25 protein-coding genes are annotated in these 25,079 nt (G+C 55.2%); 8 read left to right on the top strand and 17 right to left on the bottom strand.

Going from position 1 to position 25,079, the window contains the following annotated elements:
• The first annotated feature begins 71 nt into the window (after positions 1–71).
• From NTW95_13790 to NTW95_13775, 4 genes are all read left to right on the top strand, one after another.
• Entirely contained in the window at positions 72–698 is a 627-nt protein-coding gene (locus tag NTW95_13790) for an NYN domain-containing protein (protein MCX6558479.1), read from the top strand.
• A gap of 337 nt (positions 699–1,035) precedes the next feature.
• Positions 1,036–1,413 carry a PEGA domain-containing protein gene (locus NTW95_13785; protein MCX6558478.1) on the top strand — a complete coding sequence of 126 codons (378 nt, stop codon included), beginning with the start codon at positions 1,036–1,038 and terminating at the stop codon, positions 1,411–1,413.
• A gap of 465 nt (positions 1,414–1,878) precedes the next feature.
• Complete coding sequence (locus NTW95_13780; protein MCX6558477.1) at positions 1,879–3,084, top strand: bifunctional 3,4-dihydroxy-2-butanone-4-phosphate synthase/GTP cyclohydrolase II; 1,206 nt, start codon at positions 1,879–1,881, stop codon at positions 3,082–3,084.
• 4 nt (positions 3,085–3,088) lie between these two features.
• Positions 3,089–3,823: a HEAT repeat domain-containing protein gene (locus NTW95_13775; protein ID MCX6558476.1), complete on the top strand. Its 735-nt coding sequence runs from the start codon at positions 3,089–3,091 to the stop codon at positions 3,821–3,823.
• Positions 3,824–3,918: 95 nt separating this feature from the next.
• Here NTW95_13775 and tyrS read toward each other — a convergent pair whose 3' ends face one another.
• From tyrS to NTW95_13690, 17 genes are all read right to left on the bottom strand, one after another.
• On the bottom strand, positions 3,919–5,124 hold the full coding sequence (gene tyrS, locus NTW95_13770; protein ID MCX6558475.1) for a tyrosine--tRNA ligase: 1,206 nt from the start codon (positions 5,122–5,124) through the stop codon (positions 3,919–3,921).
• 1 nt (position 5,125) lies between these two features.
• Complete coding sequence (locus NTW95_13765) at positions 5,126–5,662, bottom strand: 2-oxoacid:acceptor oxidoreductase family protein (protein MCX6558474.1); 537 nt, start codon at positions 5,660–5,662, stop codon at positions 5,126–5,128.
• Positions 5,659–6,495 carry a thiamine pyrophosphate-dependent enzyme gene (locus tag NTW95_13760; protein ID MCX6558473.1) on the bottom strand — a complete coding sequence of 279 codons (837 nt, stop codon included), beginning with the start codon at positions 6,493–6,495 and terminating at the stop codon, positions 5,659–5,661. Before NTW95_13760 ends, NTW95_13765 begins: the two co-directional genes overlap by 4 nt.
• Complete coding sequence (locus NTW95_13755) at positions 6,492–7,619, bottom strand: 2-oxoacid:acceptor oxidoreductase subunit alpha (protein MCX6558472.1); 1,128 nt, start codon at positions 7,617–7,619, stop codon at positions 6,492–6,494. Before NTW95_13755 ends, NTW95_13760 begins: the two co-directional genes overlap by 4 nt.
• Positions 7,616–7,918: a 4Fe-4S dicluster domain-containing protein gene (locus NTW95_13750; protein MCX6558471.1), complete on the bottom strand. Its 303-nt coding sequence runs from the start codon at positions 7,916–7,918 to the stop codon at positions 7,616–7,618. Before NTW95_13750 ends, NTW95_13755 begins: the two co-directional genes overlap by 4 nt.
• Before the next feature lie 105 nt (positions 7,919–8,023).
• A complete protein-coding gene (locus tag NTW95_13745) occupies positions 8,024–10,297 on the bottom strand; it encodes an LptF/LptG family permease (GenBank protein MCX6558470.1) in 2,274 nt (757 codons plus the stop codon).
• 49 nt (positions 10,298–10,346) lie between these two features.
• Positions 10,347–11,243, bottom strand: coding sequence for a site-2 protease family protein (locus NTW95_13740; GenBank protein MCX6558469.1), 897 nt, complete (start codon positions 11,241–11,243; stop codon positions 10,347–10,349).
• Positions 11,244–11,306: 63 nt separating this feature from the next.
• Positions 11,307–11,492, bottom strand: coding sequence for a YfhL family 4Fe-4S dicluster ferredoxin (locus tag NTW95_13735; GenBank protein ID MCX6558468.1), 186 nt, complete (start codon positions 11,490–11,492; stop codon positions 11,307–11,309).
• 102 nt (positions 11,493–11,594) lie between these two features.
• Complete coding sequence (locus NTW95_13730) at positions 11,595–12,383, bottom strand: TIGR00266 family protein (GenBank protein ID MCX6558467.1); 789 nt, start codon at positions 12,381–12,383, stop codon at positions 11,595–11,597.
• Positions 12,384–12,499: 116 nt separating this feature from the next.
• A complete protein-coding gene (locus NTW95_13725; GenBank protein MCX6558466.1) occupies positions 12,500–13,690 on the bottom strand; it encodes a divergent polysaccharide deacetylase family protein in 1,191 nt (396 codons plus the stop codon).
• A 25-nt stretch (positions 13,691–13,715) separates the two neighbouring features.
• The gene (locus tag NTW95_13720; GenBank protein ID MCX6558465.1) at positions 13,716–14,828 is read right to left on the bottom strand and encodes a peptidoglycan DD-metalloendopeptidase family protein; all 1,113 of its coding nucleotides are present in this window, start codon (positions 14,826–14,828) and stop codon (positions 13,716–13,718) included.
• On the bottom strand, positions 14,825–15,772 hold the full coding sequence (locus NTW95_13715; protein MCX6558464.1) for a lysylphosphatidylglycerol synthase transmembrane domain-containing protein: 948 nt from the start codon (positions 15,770–15,772) through the stop codon (positions 14,825–14,827). The genes NTW95_13720 and NTW95_13715 overlap by 4 nt, the downstream gene beginning before the upstream one ends.
• A complete protein-coding gene (locus NTW95_13710) occupies positions 15,769–16,656 on the bottom strand; it encodes a tyrosine recombinase XerC (GenBank protein ID MCX6558463.1) in 888 nt (295 codons plus the stop codon). The genes NTW95_13715 and NTW95_13710 overlap by 4 nt, the downstream gene beginning before the upstream one ends.
• Complete coding sequence (trmFO, locus tag NTW95_13705) at positions 16,632–17,969, bottom strand: methylenetetrahydrofolate--tRNA-(uracil(54)-C(5))-methyltransferase (FADH(2)-oxidizing) TrmFO (GenBank protein ID MCX6558462.1); 1,338 nt, start codon at positions 17,967–17,969, stop codon at positions 16,632–16,634. The genes NTW95_13710 and trmFO overlap by 25 nt, the downstream gene beginning before the upstream one ends.
• Complete coding sequence (topA, locus tag NTW95_13700; protein ID MCX6558461.1) at positions 17,945–20,038, bottom strand: type I DNA topoisomerase; 2,094 nt, start codon at positions 20,036–20,038, stop codon at positions 17,945–17,947. Before topA ends, trmFO begins: the two co-directional genes overlap by 25 nt.
• Positions 20,031–21,119, bottom strand: coding sequence for a DNA-processing protein DprA (gene dprA / locus NTW95_13695; GenBank protein MCX6558460.1), 1,089 nt, complete (start codon positions 21,117–21,119; stop codon positions 20,031–20,033). Before dprA ends, topA begins: the two co-directional genes overlap by 8 nt.
• Entirely contained in the window at positions 21,112–21,393 is a 282-nt protein-coding gene (locus tag NTW95_13690) for an HU family DNA-binding protein (GenBank protein MCX6558459.1), read from the bottom strand. The genes dprA and NTW95_13690 overlap by 8 nt, the downstream gene beginning before the upstream one ends.
• Positions 21,394–21,613: 220 nt before the next feature.
• Between NTW95_13690 and NTW95_13685 the strand changes: the two genes are divergently transcribed.
• From NTW95_13685 to asnB, 4 genes are all read left to right on the top strand, one after another.
• Positions 21,614–22,678: a DUF362 domain-containing protein gene (locus NTW95_13685; protein MCX6558458.1), complete on the top strand. Its 1,065-nt coding sequence runs from the start codon at positions 21,614–21,616 to the stop codon at positions 22,676–22,678.
• 24 nt (positions 22,679–22,702) lie between these two features.
• On the top strand, positions 22,703–23,623 hold the full coding sequence (locus NTW95_13680) for a cation diffusion facilitator family transporter (protein ID MCX6558457.1): 921 nt from the start codon (positions 22,703–22,705) through the stop codon (positions 23,621–23,623).
• A 67-nt stretch (positions 23,624–23,690) separates the two neighbouring features.
• Complete coding sequence (locus NTW95_13675) at positions 23,691–24,029, top strand: STAS domain-containing protein (GenBank protein MCX6558456.1); 339 nt, start codon at positions 23,691–23,693, stop codon at positions 24,027–24,029.
• 149 nt (positions 24,030–24,178) lie between these two features.
• On the top strand, positions 24,179–25,079 hold a 901-nt coding region (gene asnB, locus NTW95_13670), incomplete at its 3' end, for an asparagine synthase (glutamine-hydrolyzing) (GenBank protein ID MCX6558455.1).

The raw sequence follows: 25,079 nt of genomic DNA, 5'->3' as shown, positions 1-25,079 counted from the left end.
AAGACTTAGGCCAACGGGGTTTATCTAAACACTTTCGGGTGTCCCCGGAGGCCTTTTTTTTTGGAGAGAAAATGAGTAAATCGATCATAATGATTGATGGGGGATTTTTTAAAAAAAAGTTTGAACCAAAAAAAAAGGCTCCAACAAATGCAAAAAAGGTCCAAGAATTTATAAAAAATGTTCACGATAAGCATGCAAAAGACTTCGACTTGCTTCGAGTGTATTATTATGATTGTCCTCCTTCAGATGAAACACTCACCAACCCGATCTCTCTAAAAAAAATCAATTTAAAATCATCGAAAGAATATGCCAATGGAATTAAACTACTGCATGAATTAAAGAGAACAGATTTTTTTGCTGTAAGGGAGGGGAAATTAAGTGTAAAAGGATGGAAACTAAGGGAAAATGTCAAGCCAAGTACAAGCGGTGCATTTAAGGAAAGTGATTATAAATACGACATCCATCAAAAAGGAGTCGACATTAAAATTGGAATAGATATCGCATGGATAAGCTACCAACACATCGCCGATAGAATAATTATTGTAACTGGAGATTCCGATTTTATTCCGGCGATAAAACTTGCGAGGAGACAGGGGATCCAAGTTGTTCTTCTAACTCTCAATCATGGTGTCTATAGTGAATTAAAAGACAATGTCGATGTTTTAGACAGCTCTGATATCGCTTGTTTCATTAAATAGTAACCGTCAGCTACCAATTCTAATTGGGAACTCGATGATCTTGTTCTCCGGGTCCCAGACCTCGTAGCTCGGGTATAGTTTCTTCATCTCGTTTTCGATCGGGACGGGGCAGGCTGCAGGTTCGAGCCTTGCCGGGTGCGCTTGCCAACACAGCGTTTCCTAGTTTTTCAATTCCAAGTCGAAACCGATTTGGGCCTTTTTTTGGCCCATGAAAAATTTTATAGTTTTTTTGACCGATAAAATGCTTACTTCACTTGAAAATTTATTCTGAATTGCTATTATTATTTTTATCAGCAAGTGATTAAAATCAACTGCAAAAATTATAAGGAGAGTAACAATGAGAAAAATCGTAACTGTCATGCTATTGGTCTGCATCTCTATTGCTTTTTCTGGTTGTGCTGCAATTTTCAAAGGCAGTAACAGCAGCCTCGATGCTTCTTCCGATCCATCTGGAGCAAAGGTTTATGTCAATGGCGAGCTATTTGGGAAAACCCCGATCACTTTACGGTTGAAGTCCAGCAAGACCTATACTCTCGAATTTAAAAAAGAGGGTTATGAAACAGTCACTCGAAACATTTCAAGTTCCGTTGGTGCAGGCTGGATCATCCTTGATATTTTGGCTGGCCTTGTTCCCGTTATTATCGATGCAGCCACTGGCTCCTGGTATTCTCTCGACCAAGATCACGTGAATGCGATCCTTGAAGAACAACAATAAGAATTGCGCAAAGGAATAGTTTTAAATCAGTTTTAACAAACCTTTTTAGTTTGCATTTTTTTGGGGCAACACGATGATCTTCTCATCATGCTCTCACATCTGGAAACTCGAATACATCTTTTCAGTTTCGGTCTCGTGGAATCGGGAATCGAGGGACGGTTCTTGTATTCTTGAAATCTTGTAGCTTAGTGAGCCCTGCTGTAGCGCTACATGGTATTGGTTGTCCATAACAAAATAAGAAAGGATACGGATCTTGGTATGCGCCTGAACCTTTTTAACATTCCAGGATAAACGCCATATCCGGTTCGATTTAAAAATCAGGTTCCTTATATTGTTTGCAGATAAATCATAAAATTCCAGAAAAATATTGATTTATGTTAGGTTGAAAACAGCATTTGCTTGCCTTGCATATTCGTTTGCCATATAATGGCGGTGAAAATGGCAAATCAAGGCAGGATAAGATAAATGACCATTACCGTCCCCGAAGCCGTCGCCACCCTGAAAGAGGGGAAAATGCTCATCATCGTCGATGACGAGCAGCGCGAGAACGAGGGCGACCTGATGATCGCCGCCGAAAAGGTCACGGCGGAAAGCGTCAATTTCATGGCCAAGGAGGCCCGCGGCTTGATCTGCGTCTCCCTGACCGAAAAACGCAGCGATGAACTCGACCTGCCGCTGATGGTCCACGACAATACCTCGCACTTCCAAACCCCGTTCACCGTTTCGGTCGACGCCAAGCGCAATACCACCACCGGGATTTCCGCCTATGACCGCGCCGTCACCATCCAGTGCCTGATCGCCGAAACGACCACGCCCCAGGACCTCTCGCGCCCCGGCCATATTTTCCCATTGCGGGCCAGGGACGGCGGCGTACTGGTGCGAACCGGGCAAACCGAAGCGTCGGTCGACCTGGCCAAGATCGCCGGCCTTTACCCGGCCGGCGTCATCTGCGAGATCATGAAGGAAGACGGCACCATGGCCCGGATGCCCGATCTGATCGAATTCTCAAAAAAATTCTCCATCCCGATCATCACCGTTGAAGAGATCATCAAGTACCGGGTCAGCACCGACTCCTTGGTCGAAATGGTGGCCGAAGCCAAGCTGCCCACCCGCTGGGGGGAGTTCTCCATCCACGCTTTCGTCGACCACATCCAGCAGGAGACGCACATCGCCTTGACCCAGGGCGATTTGAGCGGAGATGAAGCCGTGCTGGTCAGGGTCCATTCCCAATGCCTGACCGGGGATACGTTCGCCTCGCTGCGCTGCGATTGCGGCAAGCAGCTGCAATACGCCATGGAAATGATCAGCCGGGAAAAGCGGGGCGTCCTGCTCTACCTGGTCAACCAGGAGGGGCGCGGCATCGGCCTGCTCAACAAGATCAAGGCCTACAGGCTGCAAGAGGAGGGGCTGGACACCATCCAGGCCAACGTCAAGCTCGGCTTCAAGGCCGACCAGCGCGATTACGGGATCGGCGCCCAGATCCTGCGCCACATGGGGCTGAAAAAGCTGAAATTGATCACCAACAACCCGGCCAAGTACATCGCCCTGGCCGGTTATGGACTGGAAATCGCCGAGCGCATCCCCCTGGAAGTCGCGCCCAACAAGGAAAACCTGGCCTACATGAAAACCAAGAAAGAGAAAATGGGGCACCTGCTCGGCAAGCTGCAGTGACGCCATGCTCACCGATTTTTTAAAGCTGTCGCCGGCCAGCCAGGTGAAATTCCTGAAAACCGAGCAATTCGCCCAGATGGACAAAGGCAAGCGCATCGAATTTTTAAAGGAAGTCGCACTCACCAAGGACATCTCTTCCAAGTGCCTGGCCTGCGCCTTGAAGATCCTGCGCGAATTAAAATTCCAAGACCGGGCATTTTACGGCAGTTTTTTGCAGCACCCGGACAGCTCGGTGTACATGGCCTGCAAGAAAGCCCTGAGCGAGCGCGGCTTCGACACCGCATTCGGTTTCTTCCCGAAACGGGAGTTGCTCAAAAAGCAGAATTTGGAAAAAAGACTGGCCACGGTTAAAAACATCATCAGCGAGACCAACCAGTCCGGCGAGGACCTGCTGATTTCCATGCTGGGAGAGGACAACCTGAAAACCAGGGAATTGATCGTCAAGGAGCTGTCGGTGCGCCCCGGGATCGATGAAGGCAAACTGCTCAAGCAGCTGCCGCATTCCCTGTGGTACGTGCGGGCGGCGATCGTTGAAATTCTGGGCAACCGGCAAAGCCCGCTGCTGCTGGAAAGCTGCGAAACATTGCTGGCCGACGCCAACGTCGAAGTCCGCATGAAGCTCCTGGAAGCCTTGGCCAAATTGAATCGCGAGCAGGTCAAGGAGTATATCCTCAGGATGACCAAAGACCCCCACATGCGGGTCTCCCACGAAGCCAAGCGGATTTTTGCGACGATCTGACCCAGCAGAGCTGGATAAGAGCCTTAGATAGCAAATTCTAAAATTTATTAGCTTTTTAGAACAAATTTTAGAATTTGCTATAAGGCTCTAACTGCTTAATTGATTTTAATGAATTTTCTTTTGCCGATCTTCAGCAGGTAGGATTGTCCTTTTTTCAGCGTGAACGCGATCTCTGCGGGGCGCTCGTTGTCCAGGTAGATGCCTCCCTGGGCGTGGATGCGTTTGACTTCCCCGCGCGAGGAGAGGATGCCGTTGCGGACGATGAAATCGACCAGCGTTTCGTCGGCTTCCAGTTTCAGGGGCAGCGCGTCGTCGGGCGTTTCCTTGTTCCTGAAAACCCGGATGAATTCTTTCTCGGCCGCGGCGGCATGCGCCGGGGAATGGAAATCGGCGATGATGGATTTGGCCAAATCGATCTTGACCTGCATGGGATTGAGCCTGCCGGCGCCAATCTCCTGCTTCAACCGGGTGATCTCCCTGGCCGGCGTGTCGGTCAGCAACTCGTAATAGCGGAACATCAATTCATCGCTGATCGACATGACCTTGCCGAAGATCTCGGCCGCGGGCTCATTGACGCCGATATAGTTGCCCAGGCTTTTGCTCATCTTTTGCACTCCGTCCAGTCCCTCGAGCAAGGGCATGGTGAGGATCACCTGCGGCTCCTGGCCGTAATGGCGCTGCAATTCCCGCCCGACCAGCAGGTTGAACTTCTGATCGCTCCCGCCCAGTTCGACATCGGCCCGCAACGCCACCGAATCGTACCCCTGCATCAGCGGGTACAGCAGTTCATGGACCGAGATCGGGTCGCCGTTCTTGTAGCGCTTGGAAAAATCGTCGCGCTCCAGGATGCGCGCCACCGTGTAGGCCGCGGTCAGCTTGATGATCTCCACCGGAGTGAGGGCGCCGAGCCAGCGCGAGTTGAAATCGATCACCGTTTTTTTCGCATCCAGCAGCTTGAAGATCTGTTCCTTGTAGGTCTGGGCATTGGCATCGATCTCTTCGCGGCTGAGCGGCGGACGGGTCTTGTTCCTGCCGCTGGGATCGCCGATCAGTCCGGTGAAGTCGCCGATCAGGAAGACGACCGTGTGCCCCAGGTCCTGAAAATGCTTCATCTTGCGGATCAGGACGGTATGCCCCAGGTGGATATCGGGCGCGGTCGGATCGAAGCCGGCTTTGACCAGCAGCGGTTTTTTCGTTTTCAGCGAGCGGGCGAGTTTCTTCTCTAGGTCTTCTTCGCTGATGATCTCCCCGGCCCCTTTTTTGAGCAGGTCGATCTGTTCGGCGACGGCGGGAAAATTCATCCTATTTGACCAGGTTCATCCCGACCTCGATGGCCTTCAGGTTCATCTCCACCGCGCCCTTCGGCGCCCAGTGCTTGATGTGCGCCACCATGTGCTCGTAGCTGATCACGTTGGTCAGCTTCTGGGTGACGGCCAGGCTGACCACCGAGGTCAGCACAACGTTTCCCGCCCCCACCTTGGTTTCGTTGATGATGGGCACCTGGTACACTTTCCAGTGCTTGGTGTCTCCGATCTCGCGCACCAGGTGGGAATCGAGCACCACGATGGCGTCGTCCTTCAGGCGATCCTTGTAGATATCGTAGGGCCGCTGGTCGGTGCAGAGGAAAAAATCGATGGCCTGCGCGTGGGGGAAGTCGATCTTCTCGTCGGAGATGATGACGTCGACCTTGGTCGGGCCGCCGCGCACGGCGGCGGTGTAGGTGGGGCTTTCGATGGCGAATTTGTTCTCCATCTCCACGGCGATGTCCACCAGCAGCGCGCCGGCGGTGATGATCCCCTGGCCGCCGACGGCACCGTAGCGTATTTCATATTTTTTCATTTTTCCCCCTTGGCGCCGGACTGCTGGGCCACGGGCACGATGTGGTTGTAGTAGAGATCGGTGTACTCCATGCGTTCCGTATTCTCCACGAAGATCCCCAGCGGATACTTGGGCGCCTGTTCTTCGGGAGTCAGCTTCTCGAAGTCGGCCATGGGCATGGTGATGTCCTCGATGTATTTGGTCATGACCAGCGGGCTCTTCATCTTGTTGCGCCGGCCCAGATTGACGTGGCAGTTGCTCATGACCTCGACCACGGAGAAGCCCTTGTGCTGGAACGATTTCTTGATCACCTGCTTCAGCTGCATCAGGCGGTTGACCGTCTCCCGGGCCACGAACGAGGCTTCGGCCCCGGTCAGAAGTTTGCGGATGTTGAAATGCGGCTCGATGTTGCCGTAGGGGGTGGTCTCGGTGAAGAACTTCGGCGGCGTCAGCGGCGAGACCTGACCGCCGGTCATGCCGTAGATGCCGTTGTTGATCAGGATCATCTTGATGCCGATGTTGCGCCGGGCGGCGTGGATCAGGTGGTTGCCGCCGATGGCCGTGGCGTCCCCGTCCCCGGAGATGACCACCACCAGTTTCTCCGGCTTGGCCAGCTTGATGCCGGTGGCGAAGGTCAAGGCGCGGCCGTGAGTGGTGTGCAGCGTATTGGTATTGAAGTACGTAGGCATGCGGCCCGAACAGCCGATGCCGGCGACGACGACGATGTTGTCGGGGTCGAGCTTCAGGTCGGCAAAGGCCATGGCGATGGACTTCAGGATCACGCCGTCCCCGCAGCCGGGGCACCAGGGGGTGGGAAACGTGCGGTAACGAATATATTTTTCGTAGTCTCTCATTTGGCAAACTCCTTGATGGCTTCCAGGACCTCGTCGGGGGAGAAGGGCATGCCGTTGGCGCGCAGCAGGGTCTGCTTCTCCACGTCGTCGGGGGCGATGCGCTCGACTTCGTATTTCATTTGCCCCATGTTCATCTCCACGGTCAGCACTTTCTTGGTTTTCTTGAACCGCTCCTGCATGGCGGCGCGGGGGAAAGGCCACACGGTCAATGCCTGGAACAGCCCGGCTTTGATTCCCTGTTCGCGGGCCGTTTTGACGGCGGCCAGGGCGGAACGGGCCGAGATGCCGAAACTGAAGACCAGGACCTCGGCGTCATCCAGGAAATATTCCTTGTACTTGATGATATCGTCCAGGTTCTGGTAGATCTTCTGCATGCGCAGTTTCTGCATCTTGTCGACCGTCTTGGCATCGAAGGAAGGCCAGCCGTGCGCGTCGTGCTCCAGACTGTCGATATGGATCGGGTAGCCGTGAAAAAAATCGATCCGGGGCGGGTTTTCCCCGAGCTTGCGATCATAAATATTCAAATCGCTGATCTCGTGGGTCTTTTCCCAATACACGTCATAACTTCCCGGTTCGGGGATCTCCACGTCCATGTGGGCCTTGCCGAGGACTTCATCCAGGAGCAAGATCACCGGATTCCAGTATTTTTCGGCCAGGTTGAAAGCCCGCACCGTTTCGCTGAAAATCTCCTCGGAAAAAGCCGGGTACAGGGCGATGATCGGGTGGTCGCCGTGGGTGCCCCAGCGCGCCTGCATCATGTCGGCCTGGGCCGGCTTGGTGGGCATGCCGGTGGAAGGGCCGCCGCGCATGACATTGACGATGACGACCGGCACTTCGGCCATGACCGCCAGGCCGATGTGCTCCTGCATCAGGGAAAATCCCGGACCGGAGGTGGCCGTCAGGGTTTTTTTTCCGGCCAGGGAAGCGCCGATGCAAGCACCCAGCGAAGCGATCTCGTCCTCCATCTGGATAAAGGTCCGCTCCATTTTCGGCATCTCCTTGGACATGTACTGGGCGATCTCCGAGGAAGGGGTGATGGGATAGCCGGCGAAAAAATCGCAGCCGGCGGCCAGCGCCGCCTTGGCGATGATGATGTTGCCTTGCAAGACCTTGCGTTGGCTCATTGGGCACCTTCTTTTTTTGCTTCCTCGTAATTCACGAAAATGGCGAAATCGGGGCATTGCAGTTCACACATTTTACAACCGATACAGTAATCGGGAGCATCGATGATCACCGAGGCGCCGAATTTATTTTTCGGATCGTCGTACAGCTGCAGGGTTCCGGTCGGGCAGATATCGACGCACAAGCCGCAGCCCTTGCAGTACAGGGGAACCAGGGTCAGTTTGTTTTTTTTGGGCGACGGTTTTTTCTTGCCGCGGCGCTCCTGGGCGTCTTGGTTGGCTTTTAACTCTTCTTTCTCCATTTTTCACCTCTGCTTCCTGAATGCAGTCATCACGATGCTCAATTCTATCACATTTTCGGCCGTTTTGAAAACACGGCCCATACCGGAATCGGAGCGGATGACGCTTCAGGTCTTGATATACAGGAACAGCACGAAAGAGATGGCCGAGAACAGGAGCAACGGCGCGAAAGCCGAAAGCAGGGGCGAGAGCACCGCCATCGAGCCCATGGAGCTGAAAATACCCAGCGTCCCCCAGTAGACCATGGAGATGCCCACGGCGATGCCGATGCCGAAAAGCGCACCGCGATTGCCCATCAGGAATGAAAACGGGATGGCGATAAAGACCATCACCAGCGACGAAAGAGGAAAGGCATAGTTGTAATACAACTGGGCCTGGTAGCGCTGGGGATCGCTGCTGCTCTTTTTTAAGAATTCGATATACCCTTTCAGCGCCTGGCTGTTCATGGTATTGGAAAACCTGACGCTGTCGGTGAAGAATCTCCTGCTTTCGGCGATGGCCAGCTTCCGCTCGCTGAAAGTGGCGTATGCGATCGGGAAATTGTCCTGGAAACTCCTTTCAAAACCGTTGCCCAGCAGCAGCTCGCTATCACTCAGCCAGCGCGCCGTTCGCGCCGAAACCCGCCGTTGGATCGAAAAATCGGGGTTCAGATAAAGGATGTTGAAATTGACGAACTGCTTTTTCCGCTTCTCATAAAAATTGTAAAAATAGATCTGGTTGTCCTTCCCGAGCAGCCAGTTGCGGGCGAACTCGACATCGGTGAACGACTTGCGGTTGTGAATCACGTCCAGTATCTGCCCCGATTTTTTGTTCGCTTCGGGCAGGACATTCTCCTGGATAAAATAGGTGCACAGCGAAAAGAACAGCCCCAGAAAAACGGCCGGCAGGGCCAGGCGCAAAAGACTGATGCCGCTGACTTGGACCGCGACGACCTCGTTGTTCTTGCTCATCAATGAAAAGGTCAGCAACACCGCGGTCAAAACGGAAATGGGGAGGATGATGGTGACGATCTCCGGGGTAATGTAGTAATCGTATTTCAAGACATAGAAAAAGGGCACCTTGTTCTCGATGACGTTGTCGATCAGTTCCAGGATGTTGATGATATAAAAAACCAGCAGCAGCGAGGAAAAGACCAGCGCGAACACCGTAAGCATGCGCCGCAGCACATAGCGGTCGAGGATGCGCAGCGGCAGCCAACGCGACCATGAGCCCTTGCCCAAGCCGCCTTTTCCCGGAACGGCCGACCCGGACCGCTCCTTGCGCCACAAGCGGAAGGCAACGACCTTCTCCCAATTGATCTCTTTTTCCCTGGCCGCAAAGCGGTAGAGCAGGATGCCGACCGCCACCAGGAAAAAAGTCGGCGCCCAGGAACCCCAGAAGGGGGAAACGATTTTTTTGACGATCATGTTGCGGCTGGCGGTCATCATCACGTAATAGACGAAAATGATCCCCAGCGAGATGACAAAACCGCTGGTTTTGCCTCCTTTCTTAGTGGAAATTCCCAGCGACAGGCCGAGGAACCCCAGGGCCAGGCAGGCAAAGGGCAGGGCGAATTTTTTATGAAATTCAAGGCTCAGCAGCACATCGCCCGGGTTTTCCCGCAGCCGGCGGACCAGTTCGGGGAATACCAGCTGCATGCTGCGCCGGTTCTGGCGGAAGTTGACCAGGTTGCTGATCATTTCCGTCTTCTGGGAAAAAAAAGTCAGGGCGTATTTTGCCGGGTCCTTCTTTTTATAGGTGTGGATGACCCCGTCAAAAAGCTCGATGTAATTATCTTTCTGGAACTGCTTGTAATCGAAGCGCCCTCTTTTGGCGAAAATCAGCGTGTCCTCTTCGGGGTTCTTCATCGAACACAGGAACACGTCCTGCCATTCGCCGTCGCGATCCTGGTCACGGAAATAGAGGCTCAGGAAAGGCAGGTCCTGATAGAAGATGCCCGGCTTGATCCCCGAGATGGTCTGCGAGAGCACCACCTCGGTATACAGCTTGTTGAAACGGTAGTTGGTTTCGGGAGCCAGGAACATGAGCAGCCACGAAGAGACCAGCCAGGTGCCGAGCGAGAACAACAGCACCGGCTTCAGTATCTTGCGGTTGTGGATGCCCATGGTCCGGAAGGCCACGATTTCGGAATCCGAGCTCAGGCGGCTCATCCCGGCTAAAACGCCCATGAGGGTGGCCATGGGGATGGTGAACGACAGCATGTCGGGTAGGAGGAAGAACAGAATCTTGAAAACCATGCCGGCGCTGGCGCCCTTGGCGATCAGGGTCTTGGAAAGGAGGAGGATTTGATTGGTCAGCAGGGTGAGGGTGTAAACCAGCAGTCCGACGGCGAATGGAGAGGCGATTTCCTTGAGGATATAGCGGTCAAAGGCCTTCTTCATCAGGAAATCATAGCACAGGCGCCGGCGATTTTCAAAGCCATTTCCCGGTTTATGGGGCCAGCACGATGGGCGCCGGGGTGAAGGAAAGCACGAAGATGAGCAGGGCAAGCCCGGCCAGGATTTTCCGCTTAGTGTCGATTTTTTCATCATCGTAAATCGGAGGATGACGCAAGCCGACCATGGTGACGATCAGCGCCCAAAAAAGCCACCCCTGCCAGCAGAAGATCCCCAGCACCACGATGATGACGATCGAGGCCACTCCGGCATGGTATGACTTTTTTCCGACCAAAGCATGAAGGATATGGCCGCCGTCGAGCTGGCCGATGGGGAAAAGATTGAAGGCGGTGGCCAAAAGCCCGAACCAGCCCGCAAAGGCCATGGGATGAACCAGGATGTCCTGACGGGCGGCGGCCGGGCCTAGAACGAGCCAGGTGATCAGCTTGAAAATTAGCGGTTCGCCCAGAGAAATGCCCGCTGGCAGCGATTCCTTTGGAACGATCCGCGAAAGGGAAATGCCGGCGAATATAACCGGCAGCGCCGCCAGAAATCCGGCCAGGGGACCGGCCAGGCCCACATCGAAAAGGGCTTTTTTGGAAGAAAACGGCGATTTGATCTTGATAAATGCGCCAAAAGTGCCGATCAGGGTCGGGGCGGGAATAAAGAACGGCAGGGTGGCCTCGATGCGGTGAAAACGGCAGGCAAAAAAATGACCCAGCTCATGGACAAGCAGGATCCCCAGCAATGAAAAAGAATAGGCGAAGCCCCACAGCCAGGCGGCCGGGTGGCGCCAAAGAAAAGTGAAAAAACCGCTTCCGGCAGGAAGGGTGAGCGAGTGATAACTGATATGGTATTGAACGCCGATGACCAAGGTGGCGAGCAGGGTCAGGAAAAACAGCAGGAAATTAACGGCGTACTTTTTAAACGGGTTGGTTTTTAGATCGTCCAAAATCACATCTTATGCCCGTGCCGCCCATTCTGCGGCCGGGGATAATTTTAAAAACTGAGAAATTTATTTAACGCAGGAATCGGTAGGGCAAACCGAGGCGCACTGGGGTTCGTCAAAATGGCCCTTGCACTCGACGCACTTGCTGGCGTCGATCACGTAAAACTGGTCGCCCTGGGAGATCGCACTGGTCGGACACACCGCTTCGCAAGCGCCGCAACTGATACAGGTATCATTAATTGTTAATGCCATTTTTCCTCCTGACTGGAATACTTATTTTATTACTAAAAACGTTTGTTGTCAACCTAGCCTTCCTGTCCTTTGGACGGCCAGGACCATCCAGGCCGTGTCACACTATTTGCCGCCGATAATCTTGCCCAGCGAACCCAGCACTGACCCCTCATCCTTCTGACGGCCCAAGCCGACTTTGGAAGCACTGATGATGCGGTCAGCCAGCCGCGAGAAAGGCAGGGTCTGGAGATACAGTTTACCCCGTCCCTTCAGCGTGGCCAGGAACAAGCCCTCACCTCCGAAGAACATGGATTTTAGATTGCCTGCCATTTCGATGTCGTAATCCAGTGCCGGCGTGAAGGCGACGATGCAGCCGGTGTCAACACGGATGGTCTCGTTGTTCAATTCCTTTTCGATGATCGTTCCCCCGGCATGGACAAACACCATGCCGTCGCCTTGCAGACGCTGCAGGATGAAGCCCTCGCCGCCGAAAAGGCCGGCACCGAAGCGCTTGGTGAAAGCGATGTTGATGCCAATGCCCAGGGCGGCACACAAAAATGCGTCCTTCTGGCAAAGCAGTTCACCGCCCTGGGCGGCCAGATCGATGGGGACGATCTTGCCCGGATAGGGGGCGGCGAAGGCCACGCGCTTCTTGGTGCTGCCGCTGTTACTGAAGTGGGTCATAAAGATGGATTCGCCGGTCATGGTGCGCTTGGCTGCCTGCAGGAGCTTGTCCAGCAGACCGGCCTCGGGCTTGGAGCCGTCGCCCAGCTTGGTTTCGAAGGTGATGCCATCTTCCATCCAGTTCATGGCCCCGGCTTCGGCCACCACCGTCTCGCCCGGATCCAGCTCCACTTCCACCACCTGCATATCGTCGCCATAAATTTGATACCCTATTTCGTGTGCTTTCATTCCGCACCTCCTTGTACAGCGCACAGGTCGGCCGCAGACTGGAAATGGGCGGTTGCCGCCCCCCTGCTCCTTTGTCCCATCATACCATAGTGAGGATGAATAGTTGATTGAAAGAATTATTCCAGGAGATGCGATGCAAAGACGATCCCGACTTTCTGCTGCTTCAGCCAGGGAACGGCGTCGCGCAGGGCGGCCAAAGTCGAGGCGAACGGATGGCCGATGGCCAGGGCATGCCCGTTCTTGCGGGCCAGCTCGACCAGGTTTTTTATCTGGTTGCTCGTGTACATGTAGTTCTGCTCGTCGTCGAGAAAAATATCGCGGATGGCGGTCTTGATCTGCATTCTCCGGGCCAGAGCAAAGGCGACGGTTTCATAAGTGGTCTTGGAATCGATGAAGAACAGTCCGGTCTTTTTCACCAGTTCCAGCACCCGTTGCATCGCCTCGGGGTCGGAAGTGATCAGCGAGCCCATGTGATTGTTCATGCCGCGGGCGTAGGGAACCATGGCTTGGGCATTTTCGATCAGGGCGGCGATCTCGGCCGGGCTCGAATCGCTCAGGACGAACTCGTCGCGGGGATGGTGATTGGCCGGGTCCTGAGGCTGCATCGGCAAATGGATGATCTCCTCCAGGCCGTAGGCATGTATCCTTTCGGCTTGGCCGAGGGCGTAAGGAGCCGAGGGGATGACGGCCGCGGTCAGGGGGATGTTCAGGTCGCGCAATTGCTCGGCCAGCGAATCGGTGTAGCCGACATCATCGATGATCAAGGCCAGGCGGGGACTTTTGCTCGTCGCGCTTGCTTTTACCGCCGCAGCGGGCGCTTCGACCTTGGCCGGGCCTTCAGCCGCCTTCGCAAAATTTCGGCTCAACAGGATGACATGGGTGAGCTGCCGGTCAAAGCGGACCTGGTACAGATAAATGGTCTGCTCCTTCATGCCTTGGACCTCGCTCAGGCGGGACAGGCCGCGGTATTTTTCCACCAGCTGATGGAGTTCCTTTGCCAGGGGGAGGTAGTTGGCATCGGCCACCTTGATCTTGAAATGGACGATCCCCTCCCGGTCCTTGAAAAAATCAAATTCGACCTTGTCGCGGACCAGGGTTTCGGTCCATTCGCGGTCGAACTTGTCGCTCGTCCCCAGCGCTTGCCGCAAGGGAATGACTTTGGTGAAAATCAGCGAATACCGGCCGGCCCGGTAATCGAGAAATTCGAGCAGCACCACCGTGGCCAGGGCGACGACGATGAAAATAATGAAGGAGATCGCGGCCGCCCTGGGCGCCGCATGGCTGGAGCTCTTTTTTTTGCTTTTCATTCTGCTGGCGTAAGGTGCGATTCTATCACTTTTTCTCGAGCCACGACAACGGGTCCTGAGGCTTCAGGCTCTGCCTGATTTCAAAATACAGGGATTTTCCGTACAAGGAGCCCGAATTGCCGGCCAGGGCGATCGTTTCGCCGGGTTCGACCGGGTCGCCCTGCTTTTTGAAAAATTTTTCGCAATGGCCGTAGAGAGAATGGAAATTCCCCGGGTGCTGGATGATCAGCAAATTCCCGTAGCCCTTGAAGTAGTCGCAAAAAATAATCTCGCCGCCATGGACTGCCTTGATTTCGTCGCCATGCAGCGGTTTGATCTCGATGCCGTTGTTGAAGGTATAGGTGTTGAAGCGGGAGCTCTTTTTTTTCCCGAAGGCGGAGATGATGTCGCCCTGGAGCGGCCAGGCCAGTTTGCCGCGCCGGGAAGCGAAATTGACTTTATCGGCCGCCAACGATCCGCTTTTCTGATTCAGAAAATCGGTCAGCTTCGCTTCTTCCTCTTTCAGTTCCTCCAGCAGCTGGGCGTTCAGGTCGCGCTGACGGTTGATCCTGGAAATAACGGCCAGCTTGTCCTGTTTCAATCGGTTCAAGCGGCCCAGCTTGGCCGCCTTTTCGCCCTTCAAGCCGGACAGGCGGTCCAACTCGGTCTTCAGCTCGGCCTTGATTTTCTGCAGCCGGGCGATGCCCTGGCGGATGGTCTTGATCTCAATCACGCGGTCCTCCATCAAGGCCACGATCAGACGGTAATTCCTGAACAGTTGATCCAGGTTTCCGATCTGGATGAAGAGTTTGACATAGCCCAGTTCGCCCATCTTGTACAAGACCCGCAGGATGCGTTTGACGTTTTCCTGGGAGCGCGCGACTTTTTCCCGCAGCTCGGCTTCTTCCTTTTGCTTGAGATCGATTTTTTCCTGGGTGTCGGAAAGCAGCAAATTGAGCTTGTTCACCTCGATGGCGGCCACGTCCATCTCCAGTTCCAGGGTGTAAATGTCATTCAAAATGGATGCCTTTTCCTGGCGGCTGGCTGCGAGCTGGTCGGTCAGTTTCTGGATTTCGAGGTTGATGTCGCGCAGTTTTTCCTGGGAGCTGGAAAAGATCAGCGCCCAGGCGACGGCCATGGTAATGAGCGTTCGCTTCATTTTTTACGAAAAATGTAGATCAGGCCGCCGACGATTCCCAGCAGCAGGTTAAAGGCGACATCGAGCATGGAAAAAGCGATGGCGTAGGAAGCCGGATAGCCGTAATAGACGAAAAGCTTGATCAGGAAAAAATCGCGCACGCCGATGCCGTTGATCGACACCGGGAAGGAAAGGATGAACAGCAGGATCGGAATGGAGAAAAAGTAGTCGAGGAAAGGGATGCGCGTCATCTTCAGCGCCTGGCCGATGAAAAAATAATGAACAACCACGTTGAGCTGCAGGATGAACGCCCAGCCGAAGACCTTCTGCGACAGGCGTTTGTGCTGCAGGAAATCGAGGATGATGCCGTGGAACATGTCCAGTTTCAACAGGACGTTCTGCAGCCACGGGCGCCGGCAGCCGATGCCGGCCAGGAATCCCCGCGGCAATATTTTCCAGGCCAGCCACAACACCGCAATCCCGGCCATGCTGACCAGCAGGGAAACGTAAAGCAGGGGAAGCTCCTTGATGAAGCCGATTTTTAAAAACGACGAAAACATGGCCATCAACAGCAGGGCCACGATGCCGCTCATGCGCTCGTAGACCACCACCGCCAGCGACGCGGTCAGCCCCTGCTCGATGTGGCGCGTATCCCTGATCCTGACGACATCACCGCCGAACCGCGTCGGCAGGAAATGATTGAAAAAAGTCCCCACCAGCAGCGACTGGATCAATTGCCAGAAAGAAAAACCGCCCCCTTTTTCATCGAGGATGAGCTTCCAGCGCTTGGCCGAAAAATACAGGCCGAGACTGTGCAGGGAAAAAGCCAGCAGGGCCATGGGCCAGAAAGCGTGGCTGAAAACAACGATGATTTCCCGCGGCTTGGCGCTGAAAAACACAAGATAGAACAGCAGGCCGAAGCCGAAAACGAACTTCAGCAGAAAAAAAAGCCATTTGCGCTTCATGGATTTTCCCGGGGATGAAATTTCTTATAGGTTTTGAGCAGGTCGCCAAAATTCAAGGTCGTGTATTTTTCGGTGGTGGCCAGGTTGGCGTGCCCCAGCAATTCCTGGATGACGCGCAGGTTCGCCCCGCGCTGCAGCAGGTGGGTGGCGAACGAATGGCGCAGCAGGTGGGGATAGATCGGACGCTGGGAGCCGCTCAGCAGCCGGTAGACCTGCGGCAGGATGCGCTCCACCGAACGCTGGCTGAGGGCTCCGCCCCGGGCGTTGACGAAGACCCGTTCGCCCTGGTAGCGTTTGTCGCTGCGCAGGCACTGCAAATAGCGCGTTAACACCCCGGCCGCCTGTTCGTGGAAGGGGACGAGCCGCTCCTTTTTCCCCTTGCCCATGACCCGCACCAGCCGTTCGCCGAAATGGACGTCAATGATTTTCAATTCGGTCAATTCCGAAATGCGCAGGCCGGTGGCGTACAAAAACTCGAAAAGCGCCTTGTTGCGCAGTTGCAAAAAATTTTTTTCGGGCAAGGCGTCGAGAAATTCCATCATCTCGCCTTCGGTCAGGATCTGCGGTATTTTGCGGTCGAGCTTGGGCGTGCCCGTGCCCTCCAGCGGATTGCTCTTCAGCACCCCGGTCCTGACCAGGTAGGCGTAGAAGGATTTGACCGCATAAATTTTGCGGGCCAGCGTGGCCTTGTTTTTCCTTTGAGAAAAGACGGATGCCAGGAAATCGCGGATCGTGTTCGCATTGACCGGGAGTTTGTTTTCGGAAAAATAGCGGCAGAATTGACGGATATCGATCCCGTAGGCCTTGACGGTATGCGCGGAATACTTTTTGATCTCGCGCAGATAAGCCAGGTAATTGTCTATGTTGCCGAGTTCCGTTTCCATTGTTCCAGCGCCTCGCCGGCTCGTTCGGCTTTCAGCTCCTTCTTTCTTTTTTTGTCCTTGCATTCCACGCCGTTATCGGCGAGCAGTCCGAAAGTGAACTTGGTGGGCCGGAAGTCATTCCAGCCAGCATGGGCGATATATCCCAGCAGCGAACCCAATGCCGTCGTTTCGGGGAGCGCCGGCAGGGGCTTTCCCGACGCCGCCCGGCCGGCGGAAATGCCGCACCACAAGCCGGAGGCAACCGATTCCACGTAGCCCTCCACCCCGGAAAGCTGGCCGGCAAAGTAAATCCGCTCATTTTTTTTATACTGGGAAAAATGGTTGATGATCAGGGGAGCGTTGATATAAGTATTGCGGTGCATGCGCCCGAAGCGTTCGAACTCGGCATTCTCCAGTCCGGGCAGCATGCGGAAAATTCTTTTCTGATCGCCATGCTTCAGCCGCGTCTGAAATCCCACCAGCTGGTAGAATTCCTTTTTCAAATCATCCTGGCGCAACTGCACCACGGCATAGGGCCGCCGCTGGTTACGCGGATCGATCAGGCCGACGGGCTTCAGCGGGCCGAAAGCCAGCGATTGCGCTCCACGACGGGCGATTTCCTCTACCGGCAGGCAGGCGTCAAAAAAAGCGTTTTTTTCAAATTCACGAGCTTGCACCGTTTCCGCCGCCACCAGGTTCTGCACGAACGAGGCGTACTGCCCTTCGTCAAGGGCGATGTTGAAAAAATCGGCATCACCCTTTTCGTAGCGCGAGGCGGCGAACAATTTGGCAAAATCGATGCTTTCGGCCCTGAGCAACGGGCAGGTGGCATCATAGAAGAAAAGGTTCTTGCGCATGGTCAGGTCCGAAAGGGTCTTGGCAAAATCGGGGCTGGTTAATGGACCGCTGGCGATGATCAGCGGGAAAGCGGGGCTGGGAATCTCCTTCACCTCCTGGCGCCTGACGGTGACCCCGGGCAGGGCGGTCAACTCCCCGGTAATGGCCGCGGCCAGCTCCATGCGATCGACCGACAGGCTGTTCCCGGCCGGGACTTTGAATTTTTCGGCGTGACGCAGAAAAAAGGAATCGAGCATTTTCAATTCGCGCTTCAACAGCCCGGATGCGGATGTGATCTCATTGGAACCCAGCGAATTGCTGCAGACCATTTCGGCCAGGAAACCGCTGCCGTGGGCCTCGGTCATCACCTGCGGCCGCATCTCGAACAGCTCCACCGCCACGCCCTGCTTGACAATCTGGTAAGCGGCCTCGACGCCGGCCAGCCCGCCGCCGATAATGGTGACCGTGCTTTTCACCTTTTCTGGATGAACCTGCATTCAGGGTAACCGGTACAGCCGACAAAATAGCGCCTGGTCTTGCGCGAGAATCTTTTGGTCAGGGGCTTGCCGCACTGGGGGCAGGCGCCCAAATCCTCCTGGCTGGTCTCGATATGCGTGCAGGCCGGAAAACCCGAACAGCCAATAAAGTATTGCCCGGTTTTGCGCGAATACCTCTTGATCAACGGCTTGGCGCACAGGGGGCATTTCTTTTCCTGGATCTCGTCGGGGCTGATCTTTTCGTCTTTGAGCGTGACCCGCGCCGTGTAGGTGCATTGCGGGTAGCGGGAGCAGCCGATGAACCAACCCCTGGTTTTAAGGGAATATTTTTTAAGCAGGCCGCCGCCGCAGTTCGGACATTTTTCCCCGGTCAGCAGCTCCACCTTTTTCCCGTCCTTGACCTTGGCCAGGTCCAGCGCCAGTTTCTTGTAGAACTGGTCGATCCCGGTCACCCAGTCCAGCTCGCCTTCGGCCACCTGGTCGAGTTTCTTTTCCAGTTCGGCGGTGAAATTGAAGTTCATGATGTCCTTGAAATTCTCTTCCAGGTAATCGACGACATTGATGCCCAAATCGGTGGGAACGAATTTCTTCTCCTCGCTGTACACGTATTCGCGCTTGTTGAGCGTCTCGATGATCTTGGCGTAGGTGGAGGGGCGGCCGATGCCTTTTTCCTCCAGCACCTTCACCAGCGACGCCTCGTTGTAGCGGGCCGGCGGTTTGGTGAAATTCTGCTTGTCGTCGCTGGCGAGCAATTTCAGGATCTCCTTTTCCTGCAGCAGCGGCAGGACGGTCTGCTCGCTCTCGCCCTTGGCCATGGCCAGGAAGCCCTTGAACTTGACGATCTCGCCCTTGGTCACGAACAGGTAGCGGCCGTTGCGGACATCAAATTGGGTTTCCTCGATTTCGGCCGCCGCCATCTGCGAGGCGAAAAAACGCTCCCAGATCAGCTGGTAGATCTTCAGCTGGCTCGGGTTCAGATCGGCCTTGATGCCGTCCGGGGCGTGAAAGGGGGTGGTGGGACGGATGCATTCGTGGGCATCCTGGATTTTGGCTTTCTTCTTGAAGGTGTTGGCCGCGGCCGGGTAAAACTTCTTGCCCAGGTTGGCGACGATCCACTCGCGGGCCTGGTCGCGGGCCTGGTCCGCGATGCGGAAGGAATCGGTGCGCATGTAGGTGATCAAACCGGTGGTCTCGCCGCCGTGAATGTTCACCCCTTCGTACAGCTGCTGGGCCAGTTGCATCGTTTTCTTTACCGGGAACTTGAAGCGGCGGAAGGCCTCTTGCTGCAGGGTCGAAGTGATCAACGGCGGCAGGGGTTTGCGTTTTTTCAGCTTCTTCTGGATGCGGTCGAGGCAATAGGGATTGGCCCTTAATTCGTCCAGAACGACTGTGCAGGCATCGCCGGAGACGATGGCCACGTTTTTGCCGTCGCATTTTTCCAGCTTGCTGGTAAAGGCGGGCGGCTGGCTTCCTTCCAGCTCGACGGCGACGGTCCAGTATTCTTCGGAAACAAAGGCCCTGATTTCCTTTTCCCTTTCCACGATCAGTTTCAGGGCAATCGATTGCACGCGCCCGGCCGACAGCGGCCCGCCGATTTTTCTCTGCAGGACCGGACTGATCTTGTACCCGGCCAGGCGGTCGAGCAAGCGGCGCATCTGCTGGGAATCGACCTTGCGCGGGTCGATGGTCAAGGGATTTTCGACCGCCGCCAGGATGGCGGAGCGGGTGATTTCGTTGAAAAGCACCCGGAAGATATTCTCGTTGTCCTTTTTGAGAATTTCCTGCAGATGAAAAGCGATGGCTTCGCCTTCGCGATCCGGGTCCGACGCCAGCAGGATCTTGTCCGCTTTTTGCGCCAGCTGGCGCAAATCCTTGATCACCTGCGCTTTCCCGGGCAAATCGACGTAAAAAGGCTTGTAATTGTTCTTCACGTCAATTCCCAGGACCTCGACCGGCAGGTCGCGGACGTGCCCCATCGACGACCCGATCATGTACCCGTCGCCCAGATACTTGGAGATCGTATTCGACTTGGCGGGAGATTCGACAATCACCAACGTTTTTTTAGCCATACGCCATCCTTCGGTAGCCGCCCGTTTCTTCAACCAGCAGATTTTTCAAAACCAATCCCATGCAAAGCGAGATGATTTCCGCTGCCGGCCAATCGAGCGCATCCACCAAAAAGTCGATACCTTTTAACTCATTTTCCCCGCACAAGTCAAGTATTTTCTTTTCCCTGAAAGAGAGCACCGCCTCATTTCGCGGCCGCAGCGGGCAGCTCAGCCCGAACTCGTCGAGCAAATCAACGGAGTTTTGGATTAATTTGGCGCCTTGCTGCAGCAGGTAATTCGTCCCCTGGCTCAGGGAGGAATCGATGTTGCCCGGGACTGCCATCACCTCGCGGTTTTGCTCCAGGGCGAGCCTGGCCGTGATCAGCGAACCGCTGCGCAGCGCCGCTTCCACGACCAGAACCGCCTGGGAAATACCGGCGATGATGCGATTGCGGATGGGAAAGAGAAACGGCCGCGGGATTACGTCCAGGGGAAATTCGCTGATGATGCCGCCAGAATCGATGATCTTTTTAATCAAGGCCAGATTGCCCTGGGGATACAGATGCAGCAAGCCGCCGGCATTGACGCCGATGGTGCCGCTGTTTTCCCTGACCGCCAGCTTGTGGGCCATGGAATCGATGCCGTAGGCCATGCCGGAAACAATGACCAGCCCCGCCCGGCAGCAGTCGGGCAGGATGCGGTTCAAGGCGCTCTGGCCGTAGGCGCCCCCGCGCCGCGAACCGACAACGGCCAGCTTCTTCTTGCGCAAAAATTCCCGATTGCCGGTAAAATAGATCAGGTCGGGGGGATCGTAGATTTGTCCCAGCAAGGGAGGAAAGTCTTCCTCCTCGCTGAAAATGATTTGCAGCCCATTTTTTTCCAGCCGCGCCACCTCGTTTTCGGCAACACCCCAGCCGCGTTCGCTCATGGCCTTGATTTCGGCCGGCTGAAGACCGATCAGCTCCAGCTGCCGCGCTCCCAGGCAAAAAAAATCGGCGGCGCTGACCTTGTTTTTAAGCAGATGGAGCCTGGCTCTTGGGTTTTTAAAAGTCAGCAGGTGAAAAGCGACCCGTTTTAAATGCCCTTCATTGAACTCAACCATTTCCCTCAAACTTGCGCTTCAAGTTCTCCGCCGGGATGAATTTGACTATTTTGGTCGGGGCAATGATCATGGGCTGACGGGTGATCGGATTGATGACCCTCTTTTTATTTTTCTTTTTGATGATCAAGGTTCCGAACTTGGAAAGGACCAGTTTGCGACCTTGACCAAGATTTTCCAACGCGACTTCAATGAACAGGTCGATAAAATTGTAGGCCTCATATTTTTTTATAGAGATGCGCTTGGCGATTTCTTCAGCCAGGTATTTTTTATTCATATGGACCTCCTGCTAAAGAAGATGTAACATAGGGAAAATGAAAAGTCAAGCAATAATGAGCTTTTCCAGCAAAATTTCCCCCAACCTGGCTTGCTGCCGCCAAAAGTGTCCACCCGGCAAATTTGGCGTTGGATTGACTTTCAATACCGGAATAGTTATATTTTGAATTTCAAAACGTCACGCTCAGGTGAAAACCATCCAAAGAGGTACAGGACAACCCATGAAAGAGAACGTTTTTTTCATCCCCGTCGCCGACAACGAAGCCGACGAGCTGATCTGTCAGAAGCTCGCCAAGGCGATCAAGGCCAACGACTGGCTCGCTTTCATCGGCGAGCGGGACCTGGTGGCTTTCAAAACCCATTTCGGCGAGGAAAATACCCAGGGCTATGTCCGGCCGCTCAATTTCACCATGCTGGCCGGACTGGTCAGGGAGAAAAACGCGCGGCCATTCCTGACCGATACGGCCACCTTGTACAGCAGCCTGCGCGCCAACGCTGTCGGTCATATCGAGCTGGCCCAGCGCCATGGTTTCGGTTTTGAAAACACGCAGATCCCCCTGATCATGGCCGACGGCCTGATTGGCGACGAGGAAACCGAGGTGCGCATCCCGGGCCGGCTCTATCAAAAAGTCAGGATCGCCTCGATGATCGTCAAGGCCCAGTCCCTGGTGCTGGTCTCGCATTTCACCGGCCACATGGTGTCGGGTTTCGGAGGAGCGCTGAAAAACATGGGCATGGGCTGTTCGAGCCGCCGCGGCAAGCTGGCCCAGCATTCGACCGCCACCCCCTCTGTCAAGAAAAAAAAGTGCACCGGCTGCGGCTCATGCGTCACCTGGTGCCCGGCTCAAGCCATCACCCTGGCCGATGGAATCGCCCAGATCGACAAGAAAAAATGCATCGGCTGCGCCGAGTGCCTGACCGTCTGCCGCTTCGACGCCATCGGCTACAACTGGTCCGAAACCTACGAGCAGTTGCAGCGCAAGATCGTCGAGCACGCCTGGGGCGTGGCCCTGGCCAAGCGCGGCAAAGCCCTGTACATCAGTTTTTTAAACCGCATCAGCAAGGACTGCGACTGCATGGGGGGATACAAGAAAATCTCCCCCGACATCGGCGTGCTGATCGCTTTCGACCCGGTGGCTCTCGACGCCGCCTCGCTCGACCTGGTGGAGAAGAAAACCAGTAAACGCCTCTCGCAGTTGTCCTATGACATTCCCTACCGCGTGCAGATCGACTATGCCCGGGAAATCGGTTTCGGCAATCCCGATTACCGCCTAGTCGAAATCTAAGACGATGCCCGCGCTTTCGGCCGCATGATTCACCACCACCAGGGATCCGCCGACACCCACGACCGGGCCTTCACCATCGGCATCGCCCTGAATGTCGCCTACGTCATCGGCGAAGGGTTGTTCGGGGTTTTCTCCGGATCGCTGGCATTGCTGGCCGACGCCGGGCACAACCTCAGCGACGTCGTCGGGCTGCTGCTGGCCTGGGGGGCAAGCACCCTGTCGCGGCGCAAGCCCTCCCAGCGCCGCACCTACGGCTGGCACAGCTCATCCATTCTGGCCGCCATGCTCAACGCGGTCATCCTGCTGCTGGCGGTGGGCGCCATTGCCTGGGAAGCCGTCAAGCGTTTGGCTCACCCCGCCCCGGTGGCCGGCAAGACGGTCATTGTTGTGGCCGCCATGGGCGTGATCGTCAATTCGGTTTCGGCGTTGCAGTTCATGTCGGGGCGCAAAAGCGATCTCAACCTCCGCGGCGCTTTCCTGCACATGGCCGCCGATGCGGCCGTGTCGGCCGGCGTCGTCGTCGCCGGTGTGGCGATGCTGCTGAGCGGCTGGCTCTGGCTCGATCCGGTCTTGAGCCTGCTCATCGCCGTGGTTATCCTCACCGGCACCTGGGGGCTTTTACGCGAATCGCTGGACCTGGCTCTCGACGCGGTTCCCTACGGCATCAACCCCGGGGCCGTCGAATCCTACCTGCGCAATCTTTGCGGCGTCAGCGCCGTTCACGACCTGCACATCTGGGCCATGAGCACGAGCGAAACCGCGTTGACCGCCCATCTGGTCAAGGCCGCGGCCGACGATGACGATGCCCTGATTGCTCAAGCCAGCCGCGAGCTGCACGAGCGTTTCAAGATCGCCCATAGCACCTTGCAATGGGAGCGCAGCGCCGCCCAGTGCCCCAACGGACCGGCTTGCGAGGACAGCGGCGAAGAGCAGATGGCGAAATAAAAAAAAAGATTGAAATTTCACTTTTAATATGTTATATAAATATTTCGCTACGGCAAGGAGAAGCAATATGAAGATAGAAAAAAGAAAAAAAGGCAATGTTATCATCTTTGACTTGAAAGGGAAAATACTGAGCGGCGAGGGAATCGACGAACTCAGGCAATCCATCGATGCCACCATCAAGGAAAACGAAAGGCAGCTGGTGCTGAATTTCGCCGAAGTTCCCTACCTCGACTCGACCGGCCTGGGCGAGGTCGTTCGCTCCTATACCACCCTTAAAAAAGCGGGCGGCACGATCAAGATCGTCAACCTGACCAACAAGGTCAAGGATCTGCTGAGCGTCACCAAGCTTATCACCGTTTTTGAAACCTTCCAGAACGAGGACGACGCGATAAAAAGTTTCAAATAATTGCGAACGCATTCGGCGCTCATCGAAGCGGGGATGGTTTAACATCCCCGCAGGCATTCGGTTTAAGAAAACTATTTCTGTAACGCGCGTTTCCGGCCGGAACGCGGCTGGGCGCGCGCATCATTTCGCTAAAAGCAAAGGGTGAATGGATGTGCGGTATCTGCGGTTTTTTCCAGTTTGAAAATGAGGCCGATGATACGACCCTGAAACGGATGAACGACCGGATCGTTCACCGCGGTCCCGACGATGACGGTTTTTTCCATAAAGCCGGCGTTGGTCTGGCGACCAGACGGTTGAGCATCATCGACCTTTCCACCGGTCATCAGCCCCTGTGCTCGCAATCGGGCAACTCCTGGATCGCCTACAACGGCGAAGTCTATAATTTCAAGGAATTGCGCCGGGAGCTCGAGCAGCGAGGCTGCATCTTCCGCAGCCAGAGCGACACCGAAGTGGTGGTCAACCTCTACGAGGAATTCGGCCTGGATTTCGTCAAAAAGCTGCGCGGCATGTTCGCCTTCGCCATCTACGACCAAAAAAACAATCGCCTGGTCCTGGCCCGCGACCACATCGGGAAAAAGCCCTTGTATTATTGCCTGAAAGAAAACCGCAACCTGGTTTTCGGCTCCGAAATCAAAGCCATCCTTCCCTATCCGGGCATCGACCGTACGGTGGACCGTGAAGCGCTCGATTTTTTTCTTACACTGGAATACGTCCCGGCCCCCTATTCGATACTGGCCAGCGTTAAAAAATTGCCGGCCGGGCACATCCTGGTTTACGAGAACGGCCGCTTGAACATCAGCGAGTACTGGGATGTTCCTTTTCGCGAGCAGCGGCCCGATTTCGCTTCGGCGCGCGAGGAATTCCTCAGCCTGCTCGAGGAGTCGGTGCGCCTGCGCATGATCTCCGATGTCCCCCTGGGCGCGTTCCTGTCGGGCGGCATCGACTCCAGCGCCATCGTGGCCATGATGGCGAAAATCTCACCCGTGCCCATCAAGACGTTTTCCATCGGTTTCGAGGAAAAATCGTACAGCGAACTGCCGTATTCGCGCC

It is taken from the genome of Candidatus Aminicenantes bacterium (genome assembly GCA_026393795.1).
GTDB lineage: Bacteria > Acidobacteriota > Aminicenantia > UBA2199 > UBA2199 > UBA2199.
Note: the sequence above shows the minus strand (reverse complement) of the source record. Positions and strands in the feature narration are given on the sequence as shown.

Bases quoted from the DNA above. Each gene is read 5' to 3' on its own strand.
- NTW95_13765 (MCX6558474.1), bottom strand. From the start codon at position 5,662: ATGAAAAAATATGAAATACGCTACGGTGCCGTCGGCGGCCAGGGGATC.
- NTW95_13790 (MCX6558479.1), top strand. From the start codon at position 72: ATGAGTAAATCGATCATAATGATTGATGGGGGATTTTTTAAAAAAAAG.
- dprA (MCX6558460.1), bottom strand. From the start codon at position 21,119: ATGGTTGAGTTCAATGAAGGGCATTTAAAACGGGTCGCTTTTCACCTG.
- NTW95_13720 (MCX6558465.1), bottom strand. From the start codon at position 14,828: ATGAAGCGAACGCTCATTACCATGGCCGTCGCCTGGGCGCTGATCTTT.
- trmFO (MCX6558462.1), bottom strand. From the start codon at position 17,969: ATGCAGGTTCATCCAGAAAAGGTGAAAAGCACGGTCACCATTATCGGC.
- NTW95_13785 (MCX6558478.1), top strand. From the start codon at position 1,036: ATGAGAAAAATCGTAACTGTCATGCTATTGGTCTGCATCTCTATTGCT.
- NTW95_13715 (MCX6558464.1), bottom strand. From the start codon at position 15,772: ATGAAGCGCAAATGGCTTTTTTTTCTGCTGAAGTTCGTTTTCGGCTTC.
- NTW95_13780 (MCX6558477.1), top strand. From the start codon at position 1,879: ATGACCATTACCGTCCCCGAAGCCGTCGCCACCCTGAAAGAGGGGAAA.
- NTW95_13750 (MCX6558471.1), bottom strand. From the start codon at position 7,918: ATGGAGAAAGAAGAGTTAAAAGCCAACCAAGACGCCCAGGAGCGCCGC.
- NTW95_13675 (MCX6558456.1), top strand. From the start codon at position 23,691: ATGAAGATAGAAAAAAGAAAAAAAGGCAATGTTATCATCTTTGACTTG.
- NTW95_13680 (MCX6558457.1), top strand. From the start codon at position 22,703: ATGATTCACCACCACCAGGGATCCGCCGACACCCACGACCGGGCCTTC.
- NTW95_13735 (MCX6558468.1), bottom strand. From the start codon at position 11,492: ATGGCATTAACAATTAATGATACCTGTATCAGTTGCGGCGCTTGCGAA.
- NTW95_13775 (MCX6558476.1), top strand. From the start codon at position 3,089: ATGCTCACCGATTTTTTAAAGCTGTCGCCGGCCAGCCAGGTGAAATTC.
- topA (MCX6558461.1), bottom strand. From the start codon at position 20,038: ATGGCTAAAAAAACGTTGGTGATTGTCGAATCTCCCGCCAAGTCGAAT.
- tyrS (MCX6558475.1), bottom strand. From the start codon at position 5,124: ATGAATTTTCCCGCCGTCGCCGAACAGATCGACCTGCTCAAAAAAGGG.
- NTW95_13745 (MCX6558470.1), bottom strand. From the start codon at position 10,297: ATGAAGAAGGCCTTTGACCGCTATATCCTCAAGGAAATCGCCTCTCCA.
- NTW95_13690 (MCX6558459.1), bottom strand. From the start codon at position 21,393: ATGAATAAAAAATACCTGGCTGAAGAAATCGCCAAGCGCATCTCTATA.
- NTW95_13760 (MCX6558473.1), bottom strand. From the start codon at position 6,495: ATGAGAGACTACGAAAAATATATTCGTTACCGCACGTTTCCCACCCCC.
- NTW95_13710 (MCX6558463.1), bottom strand. From the start codon at position 16,656: ATGGAAACGGAACTCGGCAACATAGACAATTACCTGGCTTATCTGCGC.
- NTW95_13755 (MCX6558472.1), bottom strand. From the start codon at position 7,619: ATGAGCCAACGCAAGGTCTTGCAAGGCAACATCATCATCGCCAAGGCG.
- NTW95_13685 (MCX6558458.1), top strand. From the start codon at position 21,614: ATGAAAGAGAACGTTTTTTTCATCCCCGTCGCCGACAACGAAGCCGAC.
- NTW95_13725 (MCX6558466.1), bottom strand. From the start codon at position 13,690: ATGAAAAGCAAAAAAAAGAGCTCCAGCCATGCGGCGCCCAGGGCGGCC.
- NTW95_13730 (MCX6558467.1), bottom strand. From the start codon at position 12,383: ATGAAAGCACACGAAATAGGGTATCAAATTTATGGCGACGATATGCAG.